The organism is Sphingobium sufflavum, assembly GCF_021403115.1.
GTDB lineage: Bacteria > Pseudomonadota > Alphaproteobacteria > Sphingomonadales > Sphingomonadaceae > Sphingobium > Sphingobium sufflavum.
The window spans coordinates 30865-48025 of record NZ_JAJSSH010000006.1 but is presented as its reverse complement, the minus strand read 5'-3'; the positions used below and the strand labels follow the sequence as shown (position 1 = coordinate 48025).

Sequence of the window (17161 nt, the reverse complement as noted above, 5' to 3'; positions counted from 1 at the left end):
GCCGTCGCAAGGCGGGCGGTGTTCCGTCCCGCCCGGCGGGTCGCCCCCTACCGTTAGCGCGCATAATTGGCTAAAGCAGCCGCGATTCTCAGGGGGAGCAAGTGATGACGACCTATCTCGACAAGGCCGGTTTGCGCGTGGACGCGGGCCTTGCGCAGTTTCTGGAAGAGCGGGCGCTGCCCGGCACCGGACTGGAGGCCGCCGCTTTCTGGCAGGGGGCAGCGTCGATCTTCGAACGCTTCGTGCCCCGCAACCGCGAACTGCTGGCCCAGCGTGACGCGCTCCAGGCCCGGATCGACGCCTGGCATGACGAGCGCGCCGGGCAGCCCGTCGATGGCGCGGCCTATCAGGCCTTCCTGCGCGAGATCGGCTATCTGGTGCCGGAGCCTGCGCCCTTCACGGTCGGCACCACCAATGTCGATGACGAGATTGCGACGAGCGCGGGGCCGCAGCTGGTCGTGCCCATCCTCAACGCCCGTTTCGTGCTGAACGCGGCCAATGCGCGCTGGGGGAGCCTGTATGACGCGCTCTATGGCACCGATGCGCTGGGATCGCTGCCGGCGGGTGGCGGTTATGACAAGGCGCGCGGCGCGACGGTGATCGGCTGGGCCAAGGCGTTCCTCGACGGGGCGGTGCCGTTGTCGTCGGGGCGCTGGGCCGAGTGGACCGGCGGCGAGCCGGTGCTGGCCGACCCGGCCAAGCTGGTGGGCCGCAATGGCGACAACCTGCTGTTCAAGAACAACGGCCTGCATATCGAGGTGGTGATCGACCGCAGCAGCGCGATCGGCAGCGACGACCCGGCGGGTATCGCCGACGTGTTGCTGGAATCCGCGCTGACCACCATCGTCGACCTGGAGGATTCGGTCGCCGCCGTGGATGCGGAGGACAAGATCGTCGCCTATGCCAACTGGCTGGGCCTGATGCAGGGCACGCTGGAGGATAGTTTCGAGAAGGGCGGGCAGACGGTCACGCGGCGGCTCCATGCCGACCGGGGCTATACTGCGCTCGACGGCAATCCCCTCGTCCTGCCGGGCCGCAGCCTGTTGTTCGTGCGCAATGTCGGCCATCTGATGACCACGCCCGCCGTCCTGCTGCCCGATGGCGGGGAGGCGCCGGAGGGCATCCTGGATGGCATCGTCACCAGCCTGATCGCGCTGCATGACCTGAAAGGCCTGGGCAGCCACAGCAACAGCCGCAAGGGTTCGGTCTATATCGTGAAGCCCAAGATGCACGGCCCGGCCGAGGCGGCCTTTACCAACGACCTGTTCGACGCGGTGGAGGATCTTCTGGGCGTGGCGCGGCACACGGTCAAGGTCGGGGTGATGGATGAGGAGCGGCGCACGTCCGCCAACCTCGCCGCGTGCATCCAGGCGGTGCAGGGGCGCATCGTGTTCATCAACACCGGCTTCCTCGACCGCACGGGCGACGAGATGCACACGTCGATGCGGGCGGGCGCGGTGATCCGCAAGGGGGAGATGAAGGCGTCGAGCTGGATTGCCGCCTATGAGGATCGCAACGTCCAGATCGGCCTCGCTGCAGGCCTGTCCGGCAAGGCGCAGATCGGCAAGGGCATGTGGGCCGCGCCCGACCGGATGCAGGACATGCTGGAGCAGAAGATCGGCCATCCCAAATCCGGCGCGACGACGGCATGGGTGCCGTCCCCCACCGCCGCGACGCTGCACGCCACCCATTATCATCAGGTGGACGTCTATGCCCGGCAGGCGGAGCGCAAGGCGGAGCCGGTGGCCTCGCTCGACGCGCTGCTGACCATCCCGCTGGCGCATGGCCAGAACTGGTCCGAGGCGGAGATTGCGGCGGAGCTGGACAATAATGCGCAGGGCATCCTGGGCTATGTGGTGCGCTGGATCGATCAGGGCATCGGCTGTTCCAAGGTTCCGGACATTCATGACGTCGGCCTGATGGAGGATCGCGCGACGTTGCGCATTTCCTCGCAGCATATCGCCAACTGGCTGTTGCATGGCGTCTGCACCCCGGCGCAGGTCGATGCGGCGTTCGAGCGGATGGCGGTGAAGGTGGATGCCCAGAATGGGGGCGACCCGCTCTACCGGCCGCTGGCGGGCAATGCGGCGACGAGCCTCGCCTATGAGGCGGCCCGTGCGCTGGTGTTCCAGGGGGTCGAGCAGCCCAATGGCTATACCGAGCCGCTGCTCCATGCCTATCGCCAGAAGGCGAAGGCGGCGGGCTGACGGCGGCGATGGGGGCAGGCTTGTCCTGACAGCCGGGAGGTGCATCATTGCGATCGTTGTGACGTAATCCACTAGCGTTGTGATGGATTGCTTCGCTACGCTCGCAATGACGAGATTGGGGGCGGGTCATCGGAAGATGGGCCGCCCTTTTTGTTGGCGTGGAGAGTTGGCCGGCGTGAGAGGTTTGCCCGGCGTGATGGGGTCATCCGCGTCAGGTGCGAATCATCGGCTGACGGAAGAATCACGCCTGACGAAACATGCGTCGAACGGCTGGGTCTGATTGGGCTTTGAGGCGATATAGGGAAAGGCGGCAAAGGCCGCATCCAACGGCGATGGGGGAGCGATGCAGCGGTCTGGCGACACGCTGTTTTCATCTTCCCATCCATCCCGTGGACACACCCCGTTCCCTGTTGGAACGGTGAACGCAGAAGCCATTTTCCGTGGAAAATGGCGCGAGTGACGGGGCTCGAACCCGCGACCTCCGGCGTGACAGGCCGGCACTCTAACCAACTGAGCTACACCCGCGTTCTGGTGTGGGGGCGAACTAGGCGAGGGACTCCGACCTGTCAATCGTCCTTTTTGCGCTCTGTGACATTATCTTGACGAAAGTGCCGCGGATGCCCCGCCAGCGTGCCCGCTTCGAACAGGAAACCGGCGATATCCGGCTTGCCCGCCGCCGCCAGCACGGTGCGCAGGATGATGAGGATCGGCACGGCCAGCAACGCGCCCAGCGTGCCCCATATCCAGCCCCAGAAGCTGAGCGAGACGAGAATCAGCAGGGGGTTGAGCCGCAACCGCCCGCCCAGCACGACGGGCGTCAGCACATTCGCCTCGATCAGGTGGAGGGTGACGAGAATCACCGCTGGCATTAACGCCACCCCCATTTCGTGAAAGGACATGAGGCCGCCCAGCCCCAGCAGCATCGCCGCCACGATGGGACCGAAATAGGGGATGAAGTTGAGCAGCGCGACGATGCCGCCCCACATGAGCGGCGAGGGCATGCCCAATATGGTCAGCACCAGCGCCACCGCCCCGCCCAGGCACAGGTTGATGGTCGCGATGGTCAGCACATAGCGGGATGTCGCATCGACCACATTCTGGATCACCCGCGCGATCGCCATGGCGCCTGCAAAGCTTTCCCGGCTGCGAATCGTCTGGCGACGCAGGCTGGTCCAGCCGCTGAGGAAGAAATAGATGACGAGAATCGCAAACAGCGTCTGCACCAGCACGGCGGGCGCGGCGGTCGCGGCGAACTGAATGAGCGAGCGGGGCGGGTCGAACGCGACGGACTGCGCCGCGACCGCCGCCGGTCCGGTGACGATCATCCGCACCATGTCGTCCACGAAATGCTGCAACTGGGCATAGGCGTCGATGATGGGGGCGAGATTGGCCTTGATGAGGCTCATCCGCTCCGGCAGCAGCCGCACCCAGTCGCTGGCGGGCACGATGATGAGGACGACGGCGCTGTTGGCGATGACGAGGAAGCTGGTCAGCGCGGCGAAGGCGGCCAGCGGGGAGGGGACATGATGCCGCTCCAGCCACTCCAGGAAGGGCACCAGCGTGATCGCGATGATGATCGCGGCTGTCAGCGGCAGGAAGAATTGCGCCCCCGCCTGAAGCGCGAAGGGCACCGCCAGCACGAATCCGCCCGCCGCCGTCAGGACGAGGCCCGACAGCAGGCGGTTACGCTCCGCATGGAGTTGCGCGACCTCGCTCGCCGGTGCTTCGGCAAAGGCGGGATCGGCGGGATCGGCGGGTTCGAAACGCGATATATCGGACATGCGGCCATCCTGCACCCCGGCATGACAGGGGTCAAACCCGGACATTAACCCTATCGTCAGGCCATGGCCTTATTGCGTCGAAGCCATGCGCTTTCGGATATGCCTTCCCCCTGTCCTGTCGGTGACGGTCCTGTTGGTCACGGGGCTGTTCGCGGCGGGTCTGATGGCGCCGGACCTGATCGCATCGGGCGCGGCGGCCCCCGGCGGAGCGGCGGAGGCGGTCATGGCGCTGGACGGGCAGTTGCTGGTCGAAGCGGTCGATCCAGCCGCAGAGGGCGACCGCCGTACCGTGCGAGCGGCGGCAGAGGTGCGGTCGGGCGACCGCCTGATCTTCCTGATCCGCTATCGCAACCGGGGCGAGGCCGTGCTGCCGGGCTATGATTTTGTCGCGCCGGTGCCGCACGGGGTGCGTATCCTGCCCGACAGGGGCGATATGGTGCGGGTGTCGGTGGATGGCGGGCGCAACTGGTCGCGACCGGATTCGCCGCTCAGGCCGGACGCGCAGGGCCGCCTGCGCAGTGCCGATGCGTTGCGGCTGACGCATGTCCGCTTGCGCCTCGACCGCCGCATCGCGCCGGGAGAGGCGGGGACGGTCGCCTATCGGGGATTGTTGCTGTAGTTGCTCCCGTCGCGGGCTTTACACCGCGACGGGAGCGGAAATAGACGCCTGCGGGGCGTAATCCTCCACCGCGAAATCCTCTATCCTATAGTCGAAGATGCTGTCCGGCCGCCGCAGCAGGCGCAGGCGGGGCGCGCCATGCGGGGTGCGCGAAAGCTGCGTCTCCACCAGATCGGCATGGTTGAGGTAGAGATGGGCGTCGCCGCCGTTCCAGACGATCTCCCCCGGCTCCAGATCGCATTGTTGCGCCAGCATTCGCGTGATGAGCGCGAGGCCGAAGATGTTGAACGGAAAGCCCAGCCCCAGGTCGCAGCTACGCTGAAACAACAGGCCGTTGAGCCGGTTGCCCGCGACATGGAACTGATAGGTCATGTGGCAGGGCGGCAGGGCCATGCCCGCCAGCTCGTCCACATTCCAGGCGGTGAACAGCAGGCGGCGCGATCCCGGCGTCTCCCGGATGCCGCGCACCAGATCGGCGATCTGGTTATGCCCCTGCGCGGATCGCCGGAATAGGCCGTCCTGCCCCTCCACAGCCTCATAGCGGGGCCAGTTGACCCATTGGCGGCCATAAACGGGGCCAAGGTCGCCCCATGTCTCCGCAAAGCCCGGCTCCGACAGGATGCGCGCCTCGAAATTGTCCATGGAGAGGGCGGCGTCGCCGGTTTCGCGACGATAGCGGTCGAGCGGCCAGTCGGTCCAGATATGCACGCCCTGTTCCACCAGCGGGCGAATGTTCGTCTCGCCGCTGAGAAACCACAGCATCTCGCGCGCGGCGGCCTTCCAGAAAACGCGCTTGGTGGTGAGCAGCGGCACCGCGTCGTCCGCGAGGGAGAAGCGCAGGGTCGCGCCCAGAACAGACCGGGTGCCGACGCCGGTGCGGTCCACCCGCTCATGCCCCTGCGTCCAGACATGGCGCATCAGGTCGAGATATTGCTGTTCATAATGGGTCATGGCGGGGCTTTACCGCATCGCCGCGCGCCGCAGAAGCCCCCAGAGGGATCATCCTGCGGCGGCGAACAGGTCGGAACGGGAAGCGATCGGGAAGGCGGCGTTCAGGCCCGCCAGCGTCCCGTCTCCATCCAGATCAGCAGCGGCCGCAGCGGCAGTATCCAGACGATTCCGGCAATGGTGTAGATGACCGCCTGCACCAGCACGGGCAGTTCGCCGATCCAGTGGGACAGGCTGGCGATCAGCACCGCCCAGACGGTGATGATGAGGAGGATCAGCGCCATTCCCGCAGGTTTGCGCCAGCTTGGTTGGTCGTTCATTGCGCGGCCTCTTCTTTTTCCAGTATCGCGGTTTCGGTCACGACGATGTCGAGCGGGCGGTCATGGGCATCGACGGGCACATGGTCCACCTGTTGCGCCGACCAGCCGAGGCCGATGCGCAGCGCCTGCGGATGCGCGGCAAAGGCGCGGTCAAAATAGCCACCGCCCTGTCCCAGCCGGTTGAGCGCGCCGTCGAAGCCGACCAGCGGCGCGATGATGACGTCGGGCGTGACCTCCGCCGCCTCTGCGCCGGGTTGCAGGGTGCGGAACGGGCCGGGGACCAATATACGCTCCAGATCCCAACGGGCAAAGGCCATGGCCCCCGTCTCCCGGTCGATGCGCGGCAGGGCGAGGCGAAAGCCCAGCTCGTCCAGTTGCGCGGCGATGTTGGCGGTCGGCGCTTCGTCCCTGGTGGCATGATAGAGGGATATGATGCTCCCCGGCGTCAGGCGGCGGATCAGGGGCGAGGGCAGGACGCGAAAGGCGATGCCGCGCACGGACGGCGGCAGCGCGGCCACATAGCGGGCGCGGCGATCGCGCAGGGTGGTGCGCAGCGCGGCCTTGGCGGCGGCCTGTTCGTCCCGTGTCGGCGTCTGGTCATCCACCGGCGTCATGCATTGTCACTCCACGAAAATTCTGGCCACAGCTCAGGCCGGTCCGGGCGGGGCCGGGGAACCGAGACGCGCCTCCTATCACCGAAGCGCGTTCCGTCGAAGGGGGCAACTGTCGAAGCGGTCAGAGTGGGGTGACATTAGATTGGCCTACCGTCTCATTGCGAACGGAGTGAGCCGAAGGCGGGGAAAGCGCAACCAATCCACTGCGGCGCTCATGGATTGCTTCGCTGCGCTCGCAATGAGGATACAAGGGGACGATTCAAGGGAAAGTCATCACGCTCTAACTGTCTGACAGGGTTGCGCGGCAGGTTGAGGGGGAAGCGAGGATGCCGCCGGGGCGGGAAGGCGGGGCCATAATCGGTCGCGCTGTCGGCATGGGGCAGGCTTCTGGGCAGACAGGCTTGCTGGGGAAGGTGACGGGACCGCCATGGCCGTTTGCCGGAATATCCTCTGACGCCTCAACGTCAGGTGGGGACCATGTAGCACGGACCGAAATCCGACCAGAGACAGCCCCCTAGGATGTGATTATCGCCTCAGGGATGTTCGCTAATGCGCGCACCGGGCAGTACCCGTCCCGCCCTACTTAGGGGGCAGGCGTGTCCGCCGCAAGGGCCTGTCCGATGCTCTCCAGCCGTTCGGCCAGCGTTTCGAGCGCCTGCACCGTCGCTATATCCTCCACGGAGGGGGCGGGGGCTTCGTCGCGGGCGCGCTTGGCCTCCGCCTGCGCGTCCGACAGGTCGTCGGCCAGCAGCAGCGCGGCGAACAGGAATTGCCGCACCTCGGTCAGGCCGGGGCTGGACGCCTTTACCTTGTCCACCCGGTCCGCGATCATGCGGGAGAGCTGGTGGAGGCGCGGTTCGTCGCCGTCGCGGCAGTGCAGGGCGTAGGAGCGCCCGGCGATGGTCACTTTGACTTCAGCCATCCCGCCGCGCCTTCTGAAGATCGTCGATCAGCGAATCGAGCGACCGGAGGGCCGCCAGCGCCTTGTCATGAGAAAAGGGGTTCATCGCGTGCGGGTCCGGCGCCTGCCCATCGGGGTCGGCATGGGCGAAGGCGGCCTGCGGACCGCTCCCGACCAGTTCCTGCTGCTGCTCCAGTTCCTGCGTGAGCGCATCATTGCGCGCCTCCGCCTGCTGTAACGCGGCGCGGAGCCGTCCAATCTCGTCGCTCTGCCGGGCGGATTGGTCGCGGCCCCGGCCCGTGGCTGTTTCCAGCCGGGCGATGGCCCTTTCAATCCGGCCAATGGCCTGCATCATGCGGTCGCTGGTCATGGAGCGACCCTTATCACGGCGTTCGGACAATGCAAAAGCCATGCGCAAAAGCTATGCGAGGTCCGCCACATGCTTCGGCAGGCCGACTATATATAGCAGCCCGTCCAGTCTCTACCCTGTCTTGCGTACACAATAAGGGGCGATTGGCAGCCGGCGTCGCGGCGACGCCTTGAAAATCGCGTCATGCCGATGAAACCAGCGCCCCTTTTCCCACAATCGGGAGGTGGCGCCAAATGGTTGCCGACGGGATTCAGGGTGGCGGAAACAAGTGCGAACCAATGTGTTCGCAACGTCCCAATGTCGATCTGTCTGAGTATATGTCATCGCCTGCGCGGTCCCCTTGCGGTTGACGATTCGGCCTTCTGACGACAAACGGGGCGCGCGCGAATCACCACCCCCTCCACAAGTCTGGATCTTCGTCCGGCGTCGATAGGGCCACTATCTATTATGAGCATTTCCGATACTGCCTTGTCCTCGGCCATCCGGGTCTTGTCGATGGACGCTGTGCAGGCCGCCAATAGCGGCCACCCCGGCATGCCGATGGGCATGGCCGACGTGGCGACCGTCCTGTTCCGCGACGTGCTGAAATATGACGCATCGCGACCGGACTGGGCCGACCGCGACCGTTTCGTGCTGTCGGCGGGCCATGGGTCGATGCTCATCTACTCGCTGCTGCACCTGACCGGCTATGCGCGTCCGACGATGGAGGACATCCGCAACTTCCGCCAGCTCGGCAGCCCCTGCGCCGGACACCCGGAGAATTTCGAACTGGCGGGCGTGGAGGTCACGACCGGCCCGCTGGGTCAGGGTCTGGCCATGGCGGTCGGCATGGCGCTGGCCGAACGGCACCTCAATGCGACCTATGGCCATGATCTGGTCGATCATCGCACCTGGGTGATCGCGGGCGACGGCTGCCTGATGGAAGGCATCAACCATGAGGCCATCGGCCTCGCGGGCCATCTGGGCCTGGGCCGCATGAACGTGCTGTGGGACGATAACCGCATCACCATCGACGGCGACGCCTCGCTCTCGACCAGCGAAGATATTCTGGCCCGCTATGCCGCGACCGGCTGGCATGTCACGGCCTGCGACGGCCATGACTTCGCCGACATCCGCCGCGCGCTGGATGAGGCCGCCGCCGACGACCGCCCGTCGCTGGTCGCGTGCCGCACCATCATCGGCAAGGGCGCGCCCAACAAGCAGGGCGGCCATAATGTCCATGGATCGCCGCTGGGCGCGGACGAAATCGCCGCGACGCGCGAAGGCCTGGGCTGGACCCACGCCCCGTTCGAACTGCCGGAGGACGTGCTGTCCGAATGGCGCAGCTTTGGCCAGCGTGGCGCGAAGGCGCGCGGCGAGTGGGAAGCGCGTATGGCCGCCAGCGCGCGCGGTGCCGAGTTCACCGCGCGTATGGCCGGTGAACTGCCCGCCGACACGGGTATCGACGCCTTCATCGACGGGCTGCTGGCCGCGCCGCAGAAGGTCGCGACCCGCAAGGCGAGCGAGATGGCGCTCGGCCCGCTGACCGAGAATGTGCTGGCGATGGTGGGCGGTTCCGCCGACCTCACCGGGTCCAACAACACCAAGACGAAATCCACCGGGCCTTTGTCGAAGGACGATTATTCCGGTCGTTATGTCTATTATGGCATTCGCGAGTTCGGCATGGCCGCCGCGATGAACGGCATGGCGCTGCACGGCGGCGTGATCCCCTATGGCGGCACCTTCCTCGTCTTTTCCGATTATATGCGTAACGCGATCCGCATGTCGGCGCTCCAGCATGCGCGCGCCATCTATGTGCTGACGCATGACAGCATCGGCCTGGGCGAGGACGGCCCGACCCACCAGCCCATCGAGCATGTCATGTCGATGCGAATGATCCCCAATCTGGAGGTCTTCCGCCCCGCCGACATCATCGAGACGGCAGAATGCTGGCAACTCGCCCTCGAAAACAGCGACAAGCCGTCGGTGCTGGCGCTGACCCGCCAGAACCTGCCGCAGCTTCGCCAGGAAGCGGGCATGTTGTCGGCGAAGGGCGCCTACACGCTGCGTGCCGCAACCGCCGCGCGCAAGGTGGTGATCGTCGCGACCGGTTCCGAAGTCGAAATCGCGGTAAATGTGCGTGACTTGCTGGAAGCGGACGGTATCGGCGTCGATGTCGTGTCCATGCCGTCCATGTCGCGCTTCACCGCGCAGGACGCGGGCTATCGCAACGACGTCCTGCCGGCCGATGTGCTGCGCGTGTCGATCGAGGCGGGCGTGACATTCGGATGGGAAGCGATCACGGGTCTCGACGGCCTGCGCTTCGGCATCGACAGCTTCGGCGCCTCTGCACCCGCAGAAGTGCTCTACGACCATTTCGGCCTGACGGCCGCTAAGATCGCGCCGCAAATTCGTGCGGCGCTGGCTCAACAGTAAGGGAGAACAGGTCCATGGCAGTCAAGGTAGCCATCAACGGTTTCGGTCGCATCGGTCGTCTGGTCGCACGCGCCATCCTGTCGCGCACCGATCATGATCTGGAACTGGTCGCGATCAACGATCTGGGCGATACCCAGTCGAACGCCCTGCTGTTCAAGCGTGACAGCGTGCACGGCAACTTCTCCGGCGACGTGTCGGTCGACGGCGATTTCCTGGTCGTCGACGGCAAGCGCATCAAGGTGACGGCGGAGCGTGACCCCGCGAACCTGCCGCACAAGGAACTGGGCGTCGTCATCGCGCTGGAGTGCACCGGCATCTTCGCGGACAAGGCCAAGGCCAGCGCCCACCTGACCGCCGGCGCCAAGCGCGTCGTCATCTCCGCCCCCGCCACGGGCGTCGACAAGACGGTCGTGTTCGGCGTGAACCATGAGACGCTGACCGCCGACGATATCGTGATCTCCAACGCGAGCTGCACGACCAACTGCCTCGCCCCGCTGGCGAAGGTGCTGAACGACGCGGTCGGCATCGAGAGCGGTTTCATGACCACGATCCACAGCTACACCAACGACCAGAACACGCTGGACCAGATCCACAAGGACATGCGCCGCGCCCGCGCCGCTGCCCTGTCGATGATCCCGACCACCACGGGCGCCGCCCGTGCGGTGGGTGAGGTTCTGCCGGAGCTGAAGGGCAAGCTGGACGGTTCGTCGGTCCGCGTGCCGACCCCGAACGTCTCGGTCGTCGACCTGAAGTTCATCGCCAAGCGCGCGACGGACGTGGCCGAGGTCAACGGCCTGCTGAAGGCAGCCGCCGAGAACGGCCCGCTCAAGGGCGTGCTGGGCTATTCGGACGAGCCGCTGGTCTCCATCGACTATAATGGCGACCCGCGCAGCTCCACCGTCGACAGCCTGGAAACGGCGGTCATCGACGGCAAGCTGGTGCGCGTGCTGAGCTGGTACGACAATGAATGGGGCTTTTCGAACCGCATGATCGATACCACGGGTATCGTCGCAAAGTTCCTCTGACCTGACAGACCCCGCCGGACCCACCGGCGGGGTTTTTCAATACTCATACAAAAATTACGCCTAATATTACCGCGAGACAGGGAGCGATCATGGCCAAGCCGTTCAAGACACTCGACGACATGGGAGACATCACGGGCAAGGTGGTGCTGGTGCGCGAGGATCTGAACGTGCCGATGCAGGGCGGATCGGTGAGCGACGACACGCGGTTGCGCGCGGCGGCCCCGACCATCCTCGAACTGGCGGACCGGGGCGCGAAAGTGTGCGTCCTCGCCCATTTCGGCCGTCCGAAGGGGCAGAAGTCGCCCGACCTGTCGCTGAGCCTCGTCAGCCAGGCGCTGGCCCGTGTGCTGGGTCGGCAGGTGCAGTTCATCCCCGATTGCGCCGGACAGGCCGCGGTCGATGGCGTTGCGGTGATGCGCGCCGGGGATATTGCGATATTGGAGAACACCCGCTTCCACGCGGGCGAGGAAAAGAATGATCCGGCCCTGATCGACGCGATGGCGGCGATCGGTGAGCTGTATGTCAACGATGCCTTCTCCGCCGCGCACCGCGCCCATGTCTCCACCGAAGGACTGGCGCACAAGCTGCCCGCCTTTGCCGGACGGAGCATGGAGCGGGAACTGGACGCGCTGGAAGTCGCGCTGGGCAATCCGGTCAAGCCGGTCGCGGCGGTCGTGGGTGGGGCGAAGGTTTCCTCCAAGCTGGACGTGCTGAACCACCTCGTCACGCTGGTCGACCACCTCATCATCGGCGGCGGCATGGCCAACACTTTCCTGGCGGCGCGCGGCGTGTCGGTGGGCAAGTCGCTGTGCGAGCATGACCTGGCCGATACGGCGCGCGCGATCCTGGACACGGCGGACAAGGCGGGGTGCATCATCCACCTGCCCTATGATGTCGTGGTGTCGAAGGAATTTGCGGCCAATCCCGCCAGCTTGCGTACGGTGAATGTGCATGAGGTCGCGGATGACGAGATGATCCTCGATGCGGGACCGGCGGCGGCGGAAGCCTTTGGCGATGCGCTCAAGACCTGCAAGACGCTGGTGTGGAACGGGCCGTTGGGCGCGTTCGAGATCGAACCGTTCGACGCCGCGACGGTCGCGCTGGCGCGCACCGCGGCCGCCCTGACGAAGGAAGGCGCGCTCGTCTCCGTCGCCGGGGGTGGCGATACGGTGGCGGCGCTGAATCAGGCGGGCGTTTCGGGCGATTTCTCCTTCATTTCGACGGCGGGCGGCGCCTTCCTGGAATGGATGGAGGGCAAGGAACTGCCGGGCGTGAAGGCCCTGCTCGTCTGAAGGGCCTGCTCGCCTGAACGGGACGAGCGGCGCCCCGACTATCCTTACCGGCGGTTGAGAGTGCGTCGGGAACGGGATAGGCGCGGGACGACATTATACGGCACGACCCGCTTGCGGCGTGCCGGGAAGAGACGCGGATGCGCCGGGGCCTTGCGGCACCGGCCATCGCAACGGCCCGATCGGGCCATGGTGATGATGTGCCAGATGGCATGATGGGAGAAAACAGATGAGCAGCACCGAGACGAGCATCGATTTTGACAACAAGATCGCCACCGGCGAAGGCTTTATCGCGGCGCTGGACCAGAGCGGCGGTTCCACGCCCAAGGCGCTGAAGGGCTATGGCATCGAAGAGGGCGCATGGTCCGACGATGAGGAAATGTTCGGCCTGATCCACCAGATGCGCTCGCGCATCATCACCTCGCCCTGCTTCAACGGCGACAAGGTGCTGGGCGCGATCCTGTTCGAGCGCACGATGGACGGCGAGATCGACGGCAGGTCCGTCCCGGCCGTGCTGGCCGAGCGCGGCGTGGTGCCCTTCATCAAGATCGACAAGGGTCTGGAGGACGAGGCGAACGGCGTTCAGGTGATGAAGCCCAATCCGACGCTCAGCACATTGCTGACCCGCGCGAAGAGCCTGGGCGTCTATGGCACCAAGGAGCGTTCGGTCATCAACCTCGCCAACCGCGAGGGCATCGCCGCCGTGGTGAAGCAGCAGTTCGAGGTCGGCCTGGAAGTGCTGGCCCATGGCCTGATGCCGATCATCGAGCCGGAAGTGAACATCAAGAGCGCCGAGCGCGCCGAGGCGGACCAGATCCTGCTGGAGGAGCTGGTGAAAGCGCTCGACGCCCTGACCGGCGACGCCAAGGTGATGCTGAAGCTGAGCCTGCCGACCAAGGCCGGCCTGTTCGACCCGCTGGTCGATCACCCCCGCGTGCTGCGCGTCGTCGCGCTGTCGGGCGGGTTCAGCCGTACCGAAGCCTGCGCCGAACTGGCCAAGAACCGTGGCATCATCGCGAGCTTCAGTCGCGCGCTGCTCAACGATCTGCGCCACCAGATGTCGGACGATGAGTTCGACGCTTCGCTGGGCGGCGCGATCGACGAGATCCACGCGGCGTCGACCGTCAAGGCATGACCCTCTCCGCCTGAGTGGAAGGGGTAAAAGGGGCCGGGGGATATCCTCCGGCCCCTTTTTTATGCGCGCTGTGCTGTCATGTTCATCACAGGCCGCCCTGAAAGTCGAAGGTGAAGCGATAGTCGCGCGGCCTGACGGGTCGGGTGGTGGACTTGCCCGGCGTCACGGCCACCAGCGTCAGCGCGCCGTCCGCGACCGGCGCGGGCTGGCCGAGGGTGAGGTCCATCGTGCGCGACCAGCGGCCGCCCGACACCAGCGCGCGCACAACGACCCGGCCCGCCCAGATACAGCGGGCATTGTCCGGGCAGCGGCTGTCCTCGACAAGGCGAACGGGGCGTACGGAGGGACCGCCGACCGATACCGTCTCGCCCAGCCGTGCGGGGCCTTCGCGCAAGGGCGTGCCGGGGCCATGGACGCAGCCCGTCAAGGCAAGGATGGCGGCGGCGGAGAAAAGGGTGAGGGGCGGGGGCTGTGTCATTGCGCCGTCCTGCCGGATGACGCCTGACACCAGGCTGAACCGATGCGCGGTCGCCGGAGATCCTACGATCCCTTTTGTTTTGGAAAAGCGGCGGCTATGACCCGCACATCAATCCACGGGAGAGCTTTTCCGATGACCGCGATTCAGGACATTCCGCTCAAGACCATCAAGGGTGCCGACGCCACGCTCGGCGATTATGCCGGCAAGGTGCTGTTGGTCGTCAACGTCGCCTCCAAATGCGGCCTGACCCCGCAATATGAAGGGCTGGAGAAGCTCTACAAGGAGTATCAGGACAAGGGCCTGGTCGTGCTGGGCTTCCCCGCCAACGACTTCAAGGAGCAGGAGCCGGGCACGAACGATGAGATCGCGACCTTCTGCACCACCAATTATGGCGTCGATTTCCCGCTGTTCGAAAAGCTGGTGGCGACCGGCCCGGACAAGCACCCGCTGTACGCCGAACTGACGAAGGCGGTGCCGGAGAAATATGGCGACGCGCAGGTATGGCGCGACCGGCTCAAGGGCTATGGCATCGACGCGACGGAAGATCCCGAAGTGCTGTGGAACTTCGAGAAGTTCCTGGTGGATCGCGACGGCAATGTCGTTGGCCGCTTCTCGCCACAGGTGACGCCGGACGATCCGGCGCTGGTCGCCGCCATCGACAAGGCGCTGGGCTGAAACCCCGCCCGATGACCTGTAGCATGGCATGGACCGTCCCTGACAGCATGACCGGCATGGCGTTTCTCCACGGAGAGGCGGCATGATCGAGGATGGTGATGACGAACTGGGGCCGCTCGATCCCGGCTTTGCCGATCGGTTCGAGCAGGAGGGGCGACGCCTGCCCCTCCCGTGCCAGCTGTACCTGATCTCCCCGCCGTCCATCGGCGCGGATTTCCCCGACCGGCTGCGCGCGGCGCTGGATGGCGGGACGGTCGCGGCGTTCCAGCTCCGCCTCAAGGGGTGGGAGGATGACGCCATCGCCGCCGCCGCCGAGCCGCTGCAAAAGCTGTGCGCGGAGCGGGACGTGGCGTTCATCGTCAACGACAGCATCGCGCTGGCGCAGCGGCTCGGCGCCGACGGCGTCCATCTGGGACAGGGCGATGGCGATCCGAAGGAAGCGCGCAAGCTGCTGGGCAAGGATGCGCAGATCGGGGTGACCTGCCACGACAGCCGCCACCTGGCCATGGAAGCGGGGGATGCGGGCGCGGACTATGTCGCCTTTGGCGCCTTTTATCCCACGACCACCAAAGAGACGACGCATCGCCCCGATCCGTCGATCCTGTCCTGGTGGTCGACGGTGTTCGAACTGCCCTGCGTCGCCATCGGCGGGATTACGGCGGACAACGCCGGTTCCTTGATCGCGGCGGGCGCGGACTTCATCGCGGTCAGCGGTGCGGTGTGGAGCCATCCGGGCGGACCGGGCGCGGGTGTCGCGGCGTTCGACGCACTGCTGCGCGATCAGTAACCCCTATTGCGGCACCGGCTCGAACGGGAGCCGGGGCTGCCAGCGTCCTGCGCGCATCGCGGCCATCTCCGCCGGGTCCACCCAATGGGGCGTGCCGGTGACGGGACCGGTGCGGGGCGGCAGGACACGCTCGTCAATCAGGTAATCATCGGGCCGATAGCGATTGGCCAGATCGGCATCGCGCCGTATCGCCGGGCGGTCGAGCGGTTCGAGGAGATTTTGGGGACGGGCGGTCGCGACCACATCCTCGTCCCCTGCCAGCCATTCGATGTCGGCGAACTGCAATTTCACCAGCGGGCGGCGGTTGGCGCCGATGATGGTGACGGGCACGCCCAGGGTGGTGATGCCGAACAACCGCCGGGCAAAGGCGGTGGGCAGGCGGATGCAGCCATGCGACGCCGGATAGCCGGGCAGATGCCCCGCATGGATGGCGATGCCGGTCCAAGTCAGCCGCTGCATATAGGGCATGGGCGCGTTGGAATAGAGGTTGGAGCGGTGCCACATATTCTTCTGGAGGATGGTGAAATCCCCCAGCGGGGTGGCGTGGCCCTTCGCCCCCGTGGACGCCGTGCTCATGCCGATCAGCCGGCCGTCCCGATAGACATAGAGGCGCTGCTCCGCGATGTTGACGGTCATGGACAGCGTGCCGGACGTGGTGACGCCGGCCTCGTCCCACAGATATTGCCCGACCTTGAGCGCCCGCGCCTCGCTGAGCGTCTGCGCAGCGGCGGGTGCGCCCGCCATGGCGGCGAGGAGGAAGAGCGGGGCGAGGAGGGGGCGAGCGAACCGTGTCTGGCAATACATGATGGCGGGCACCATTCCACGGCGCGTGCGGCGCATCAATGGCCCAGCTTGGGCCGGAACCCTCCGCCTGTCCCGTAACTGGCCAGCACTTGCCTCCGGGACGCACAGCCGCTAAGTGCCGCCACCGGCTCTTTTCCAGATTCAACTTGAGGCAGCGCGCGATGAAGATCAGCGGCGTGGACATCCGTCCCGGCAATAATATCGAATATGAGGGCGGCCTGTGGCGCGCCGTCAAGATTCAGCACACCCAGCCCGGCAAGGGCGGCGCCTATATGCAGGTGGAGCTGAAGAACCTGATCGACGGCCGCAAGAACAACGTCCGTTTCCGTTCGGCGGAATCGGTCGAGCGCATCCGCCTCGACACCAAGGATTTCCAGTATCTTTATGCCGAGGGCGACATGCTCGTCTTCATGGACACGGAAACCTATGACCAGATCAACCTGCCGCAAGACCTGGTGGGCGAGGCGTCGGCCTTCCTCCAGGACGGCATGATGGTGCAGCTGGAACTGTATGAAGAGCGTCCGATCTCCGTCGCGCTGCCAGAAACGGTCGAGGCGACCGTGGTCGAGGCCGACGCGGTGGTGAAGGGGCAGACCGCCTCCGCCTCCTACAAGCCCGCGATCCTCGACAATGGCGTGCGCGTCATGGTTCCCCCGCACATCGTCAGCGGCACGCGCATCGTCGTCGATGTGTATGAGCGCGAATATGTGAAGCGGGCGGACTGATCGCCGTCGTGCCTCTCCCCCCAATCGGGGAGGGGCAGGGGCTTTGCGCGCATGGCGGGCATCCGCCC

General features: G+C 66.0%; 17 protein-coding genes and 1 tRNA gene. 9 read left to right on the top strand and 9 right to left on the bottom strand.

Annotation, left to right across the window (positions count from 1 at the left end; genetic code table 11):
• Positions 1 to 104: 104 nt before the first annotated feature.
• Positions 105 to 2207, top strand: coding sequence for a malate synthase G (locus tag LWE61_RS10485; protein WP_234150011.1), 2103 nt, complete (start codon positions 105 to 107; stop codon positions 2205 to 2207).
• Positions 2208 to 2655: 448 nt separating this feature from the next.
• Here the strand turns inward: LWE61_RS10485 and LWE61_RS10480 are convergent.
• Together LWE61_RS10480 and LWE61_RS10475 are read right to left on the bottom strand one after the other, a co-directional pair.
• Positions 2656 to 2732, bottom strand: a tRNA-Asp gene (locus LWE61_RS10480).
• A 41-nt stretch (positions 2733 to 2773) separates the two neighbouring features.
• Positions 2774 to 3988, bottom strand: a complete 1215-nt coding sequence (locus LWE61_RS10475) for an AI-2E family transporter (protein ID WP_234150010.1) — start codon at positions 3986 to 3988, stop codon at positions 2774 to 2776.
• A gap of 85 nt (positions 3989 to 4073) precedes the next feature.
• On the opposite strand from LWE61_RS10475, the gene LWE61_RS10470 reads away from it, so the two are divergent.
• On the top strand, positions 4074 to 4607 hold the full coding sequence (locus LWE61_RS10470; RefSeq protein WP_234150009.1) for a hypothetical protein: 534 nt from the start codon (positions 4074 to 4076) through the stop codon (positions 4605 to 4607).
• Positions 4608 to 4625: 18 nt separating this feature from the next.
• On the opposite strand, the gene thyA is transcribed toward LWE61_RS10470, so the two are convergent.
• The 5 genes from thyA to LWE61_RS10445 all read right to left on the bottom strand — a co-directional run bounded on the left by thyA (position 4626) and on the right by LWE61_RS10445 (position 7760).
• Positions 4626 to 5558, bottom strand: coding sequence for a thymidylate synthase (gene thyA, locus LWE61_RS10465; protein WP_234150008.1), 933 nt, complete (start codon positions 5556 to 5558; stop codon positions 4626 to 4628).
• Between the two features lie 101 nt (positions 5559 to 5659).
• Complete coding sequence (locus LWE61_RS10460; protein WP_234150007.1) at positions 5660 to 5875, bottom strand: DUF2842 domain-containing protein; 216 nt, start codon at positions 5873 to 5875, stop codon at positions 5660 to 5662.
• Entirely contained in the window at positions 5872 to 6489 is a 618-nt protein-coding gene (locus LWE61_RS10455; protein WP_234150006.1) for a 5-formyltetrahydrofolate cyclo-ligase, read from the bottom strand. Before LWE61_RS10455 ends, LWE61_RS10460 begins: the two co-directional genes overlap by 4 nt.
• A gap of 583 nt (positions 6490 to 7072) precedes the next feature.
• Entirely contained in the window at positions 7073 to 7411 is a 339-nt protein-coding gene (locus LWE61_RS10450) for a cell division protein ZapA (RefSeq protein ID WP_234150005.1), read from the bottom strand.
• Entirely contained in the window at positions 7404 to 7760 is a 357-nt protein-coding gene (locus tag LWE61_RS10445) for a hypothetical protein (RefSeq protein ID WP_234150004.1), read from the bottom strand. Before LWE61_RS10445 ends, LWE61_RS10450 begins: the two co-directional genes overlap by 8 nt.
• Positions 7761 to 8207: 447 nt before the next feature.
• Between LWE61_RS10445 and tkt the strand changes: the two genes are divergently transcribed.
• The 4 genes from tkt to LWE61_RS10425 all read left to right on the top strand — a co-directional run bounded on the left by tkt (position 8208) and on the right by LWE61_RS10425 (position 13624).
• Positions 8208 to 10175: a transketolase gene (gene tkt, locus LWE61_RS10440; protein WP_234150003.1), complete on the top strand. Its 1968-nt coding sequence runs from the start codon at positions 8208 to 8210 to the stop codon at positions 10173 to 10175.
• 14 nt (positions 10176 to 10189) lie between these two features.
• Complete coding sequence (gap, locus tag LWE61_RS10435) at positions 10190 to 11200, top strand: type I glyceraldehyde-3-phosphate dehydrogenase (RefSeq protein WP_234150002.1); 1011 nt, start codon at positions 10190 to 10192, stop codon at positions 11198 to 11200.
• 89 nt (positions 11201 to 11289) lie between these two features.
• Positions 11290 to 12492, top strand: a complete 1203-nt coding sequence (locus LWE61_RS10430; protein WP_234150001.1) for a phosphoglycerate kinase — start codon at positions 11290 to 11292, stop codon at positions 12490 to 12492.
• Positions 12493 to 12718: 226 nt separating this feature from the next.
• Entirely contained in the window at positions 12719 to 13624 is a 906-nt protein-coding gene (locus LWE61_RS10425; protein WP_234150000.1) for a fructose bisphosphate aldolase, read from the top strand.
• 85 nt (positions 13625 to 13709) lie between these two features.
• Here the strand turns inward: LWE61_RS10425 and LWE61_RS10420 are convergent, their stop codons facing one another.
• Positions 13710 to 14102, bottom strand: a complete 393-nt coding sequence (locus LWE61_RS10420) for a hypothetical protein (RefSeq protein WP_234149999.1) — start codon at positions 14100 to 14102, stop codon at positions 13710 to 13712.
• A gap of 132 nt (positions 14103 to 14234) precedes the next feature.
• Here LWE61_RS10420 and LWE61_RS10415 point away from each other — a divergent pair, with 132 nt between their 5' ends.
• Positions 14235 to 14777 (top strand): glutathione peroxidase, encoded by a 543-nt coding sequence (locus tag LWE61_RS10415; RefSeq protein ID WP_234149998.1) that lies wholly within the window; start codon positions 14235 to 14237, stop codon positions 14775 to 14777.
• An 82-nt stretch (positions 14778 to 14859) separates the two neighbouring features.
• Entirely contained in the window at positions 14860 to 15564 is a 705-nt protein-coding gene (gene thiE, locus LWE61_RS10410; protein WP_234149997.1) for a thiamine phosphate synthase, read from the top strand.
• Between the two features lie 3 nt (positions 15565 to 15567).
• Here thiE and LWE61_RS10405 read toward each other — a convergent pair whose 3' ends face one another.
• Positions 15568 to 16404 (bottom strand): L,D-transpeptidase family protein, encoded by an 837-nt coding sequence (locus LWE61_RS10405; RefSeq protein WP_234149996.1) that lies wholly within the window; start codon positions 16402 to 16404, stop codon positions 15568 to 15570.
• Between the two features lie 125 nt (positions 16405 to 16529).
• Here LWE61_RS10405 and efp point away from each other — a divergent pair, with 125 nt between their 5' ends.
• On the top strand, positions 16530 to 17093 hold the full coding sequence (gene efp / locus LWE61_RS10400; RefSeq protein ID WP_234149995.1) for an elongation factor P: 564 nt from the start codon (positions 16530 to 16532) through the stop codon (positions 17091 to 17093).
• Positions 17094 to 17161 lie beyond the last annotated feature (68 nt).

Coding starts and splice junctions, on each gene's coding strand:
- LWE61_RS10455 (WP_234150006.1), bottom strand. CDS start 6,489: ATGACGCCGGTGGATGACCAGACGCCGACACGGGACGAACAGGCCGCC.
- LWE61_RS10415 (WP_234149998.1), top strand. CDS start 14,235: ATGACCGCGATTCAGGACATTCCGCTCAAGACCATCAAGGGTGCCGAC.
- LWE61_RS10470 (WP_234150009.1), top strand. CDS start 4,074: ATGCGCTTTCGGATATGCCTTCCCCCTGTCCTGTCGGTGACGGTCCTG.
- LWE61_RS10420 (WP_234149999.1), bottom strand. CDS start 14,102: ATGACACAGCCCCCGCCCCTCACCCTTTTCTCCGCCGCCGCCATCCTT.
- LWE61_RS10485 (WP_234150011.1), top strand. CDS start 105: ATGACGACCTATCTCGACAAGGCCGGTTTGCGCGTGGACGCGGGCCTT.
- LWE61_RS10460 (WP_234150007.1), bottom strand. CDS start 5,875: ATGAACGACCAACCAAGCTGGCGCAAACCTGCGGGAATGGCGCTGATC.
- LWE61_RS10405 (WP_234149996.1), bottom strand. CDS start 16,404: ATGCGCCGCACGCGCCGTGGAATGGTGCCCGCCATCATGTATTGCCAG.
- LWE61_RS10475 (WP_234150010.1), bottom strand. CDS start 3,988: ATGTCCGATATATCGCGTTTCGAACCCGCCGATCCCGCCGATCCCGCC.
- thyA (WP_234150008.1), bottom strand. CDS start 5,558: ATGACCCATTATGAACAGCAATATCTCGACCTGATGCGCCATGTCTGG.
- thiE (WP_234149997.1), top strand. CDS start 14,860: ATGATCGAGGATGGTGATGACGAACTGGGGCCGCTCGATCCCGGCTTT.
- tkt (WP_234150003.1), top strand. CDS start 8,208: ATGAGCATTTCCGATACTGCCTTGTCCTCGGCCATCCGGGTCTTGTCG.
- efp (WP_234149995.1), top strand. CDS start 16,530: ATGAAGATCAGCGGCGTGGACATCCGTCCCGGCAATAATATCGAATAT.
- LWE61_RS10425 (WP_234150000.1), top strand. CDS start 12,719: ATGAGCAGCACCGAGACGAGCATCGATTTTGACAACAAGATCGCCACC.
- LWE61_RS10445 (WP_234150004.1), bottom strand. CDS start 7,760: ATGACCAGCGACCGCATGATGCAGGCCATTGGCCGGATTGAAAGGGCC.
- LWE61_RS10430 (WP_234150001.1), top strand. CDS start 11,290: ATGGCCAAGCCGTTCAAGACACTCGACGACATGGGAGACATCACGGGC.
- gap (WP_234150002.1), top strand. CDS start 10,190: ATGGCAGTCAAGGTAGCCATCAACGGTTTCGGTCGCATCGGTCGTCTG.
- LWE61_RS10450 (WP_234150005.1), bottom strand. CDS start 7,411: ATGGCTGAAGTCAAAGTGACCATCGCCGGGCGCTCCTACGCCCTGCAC.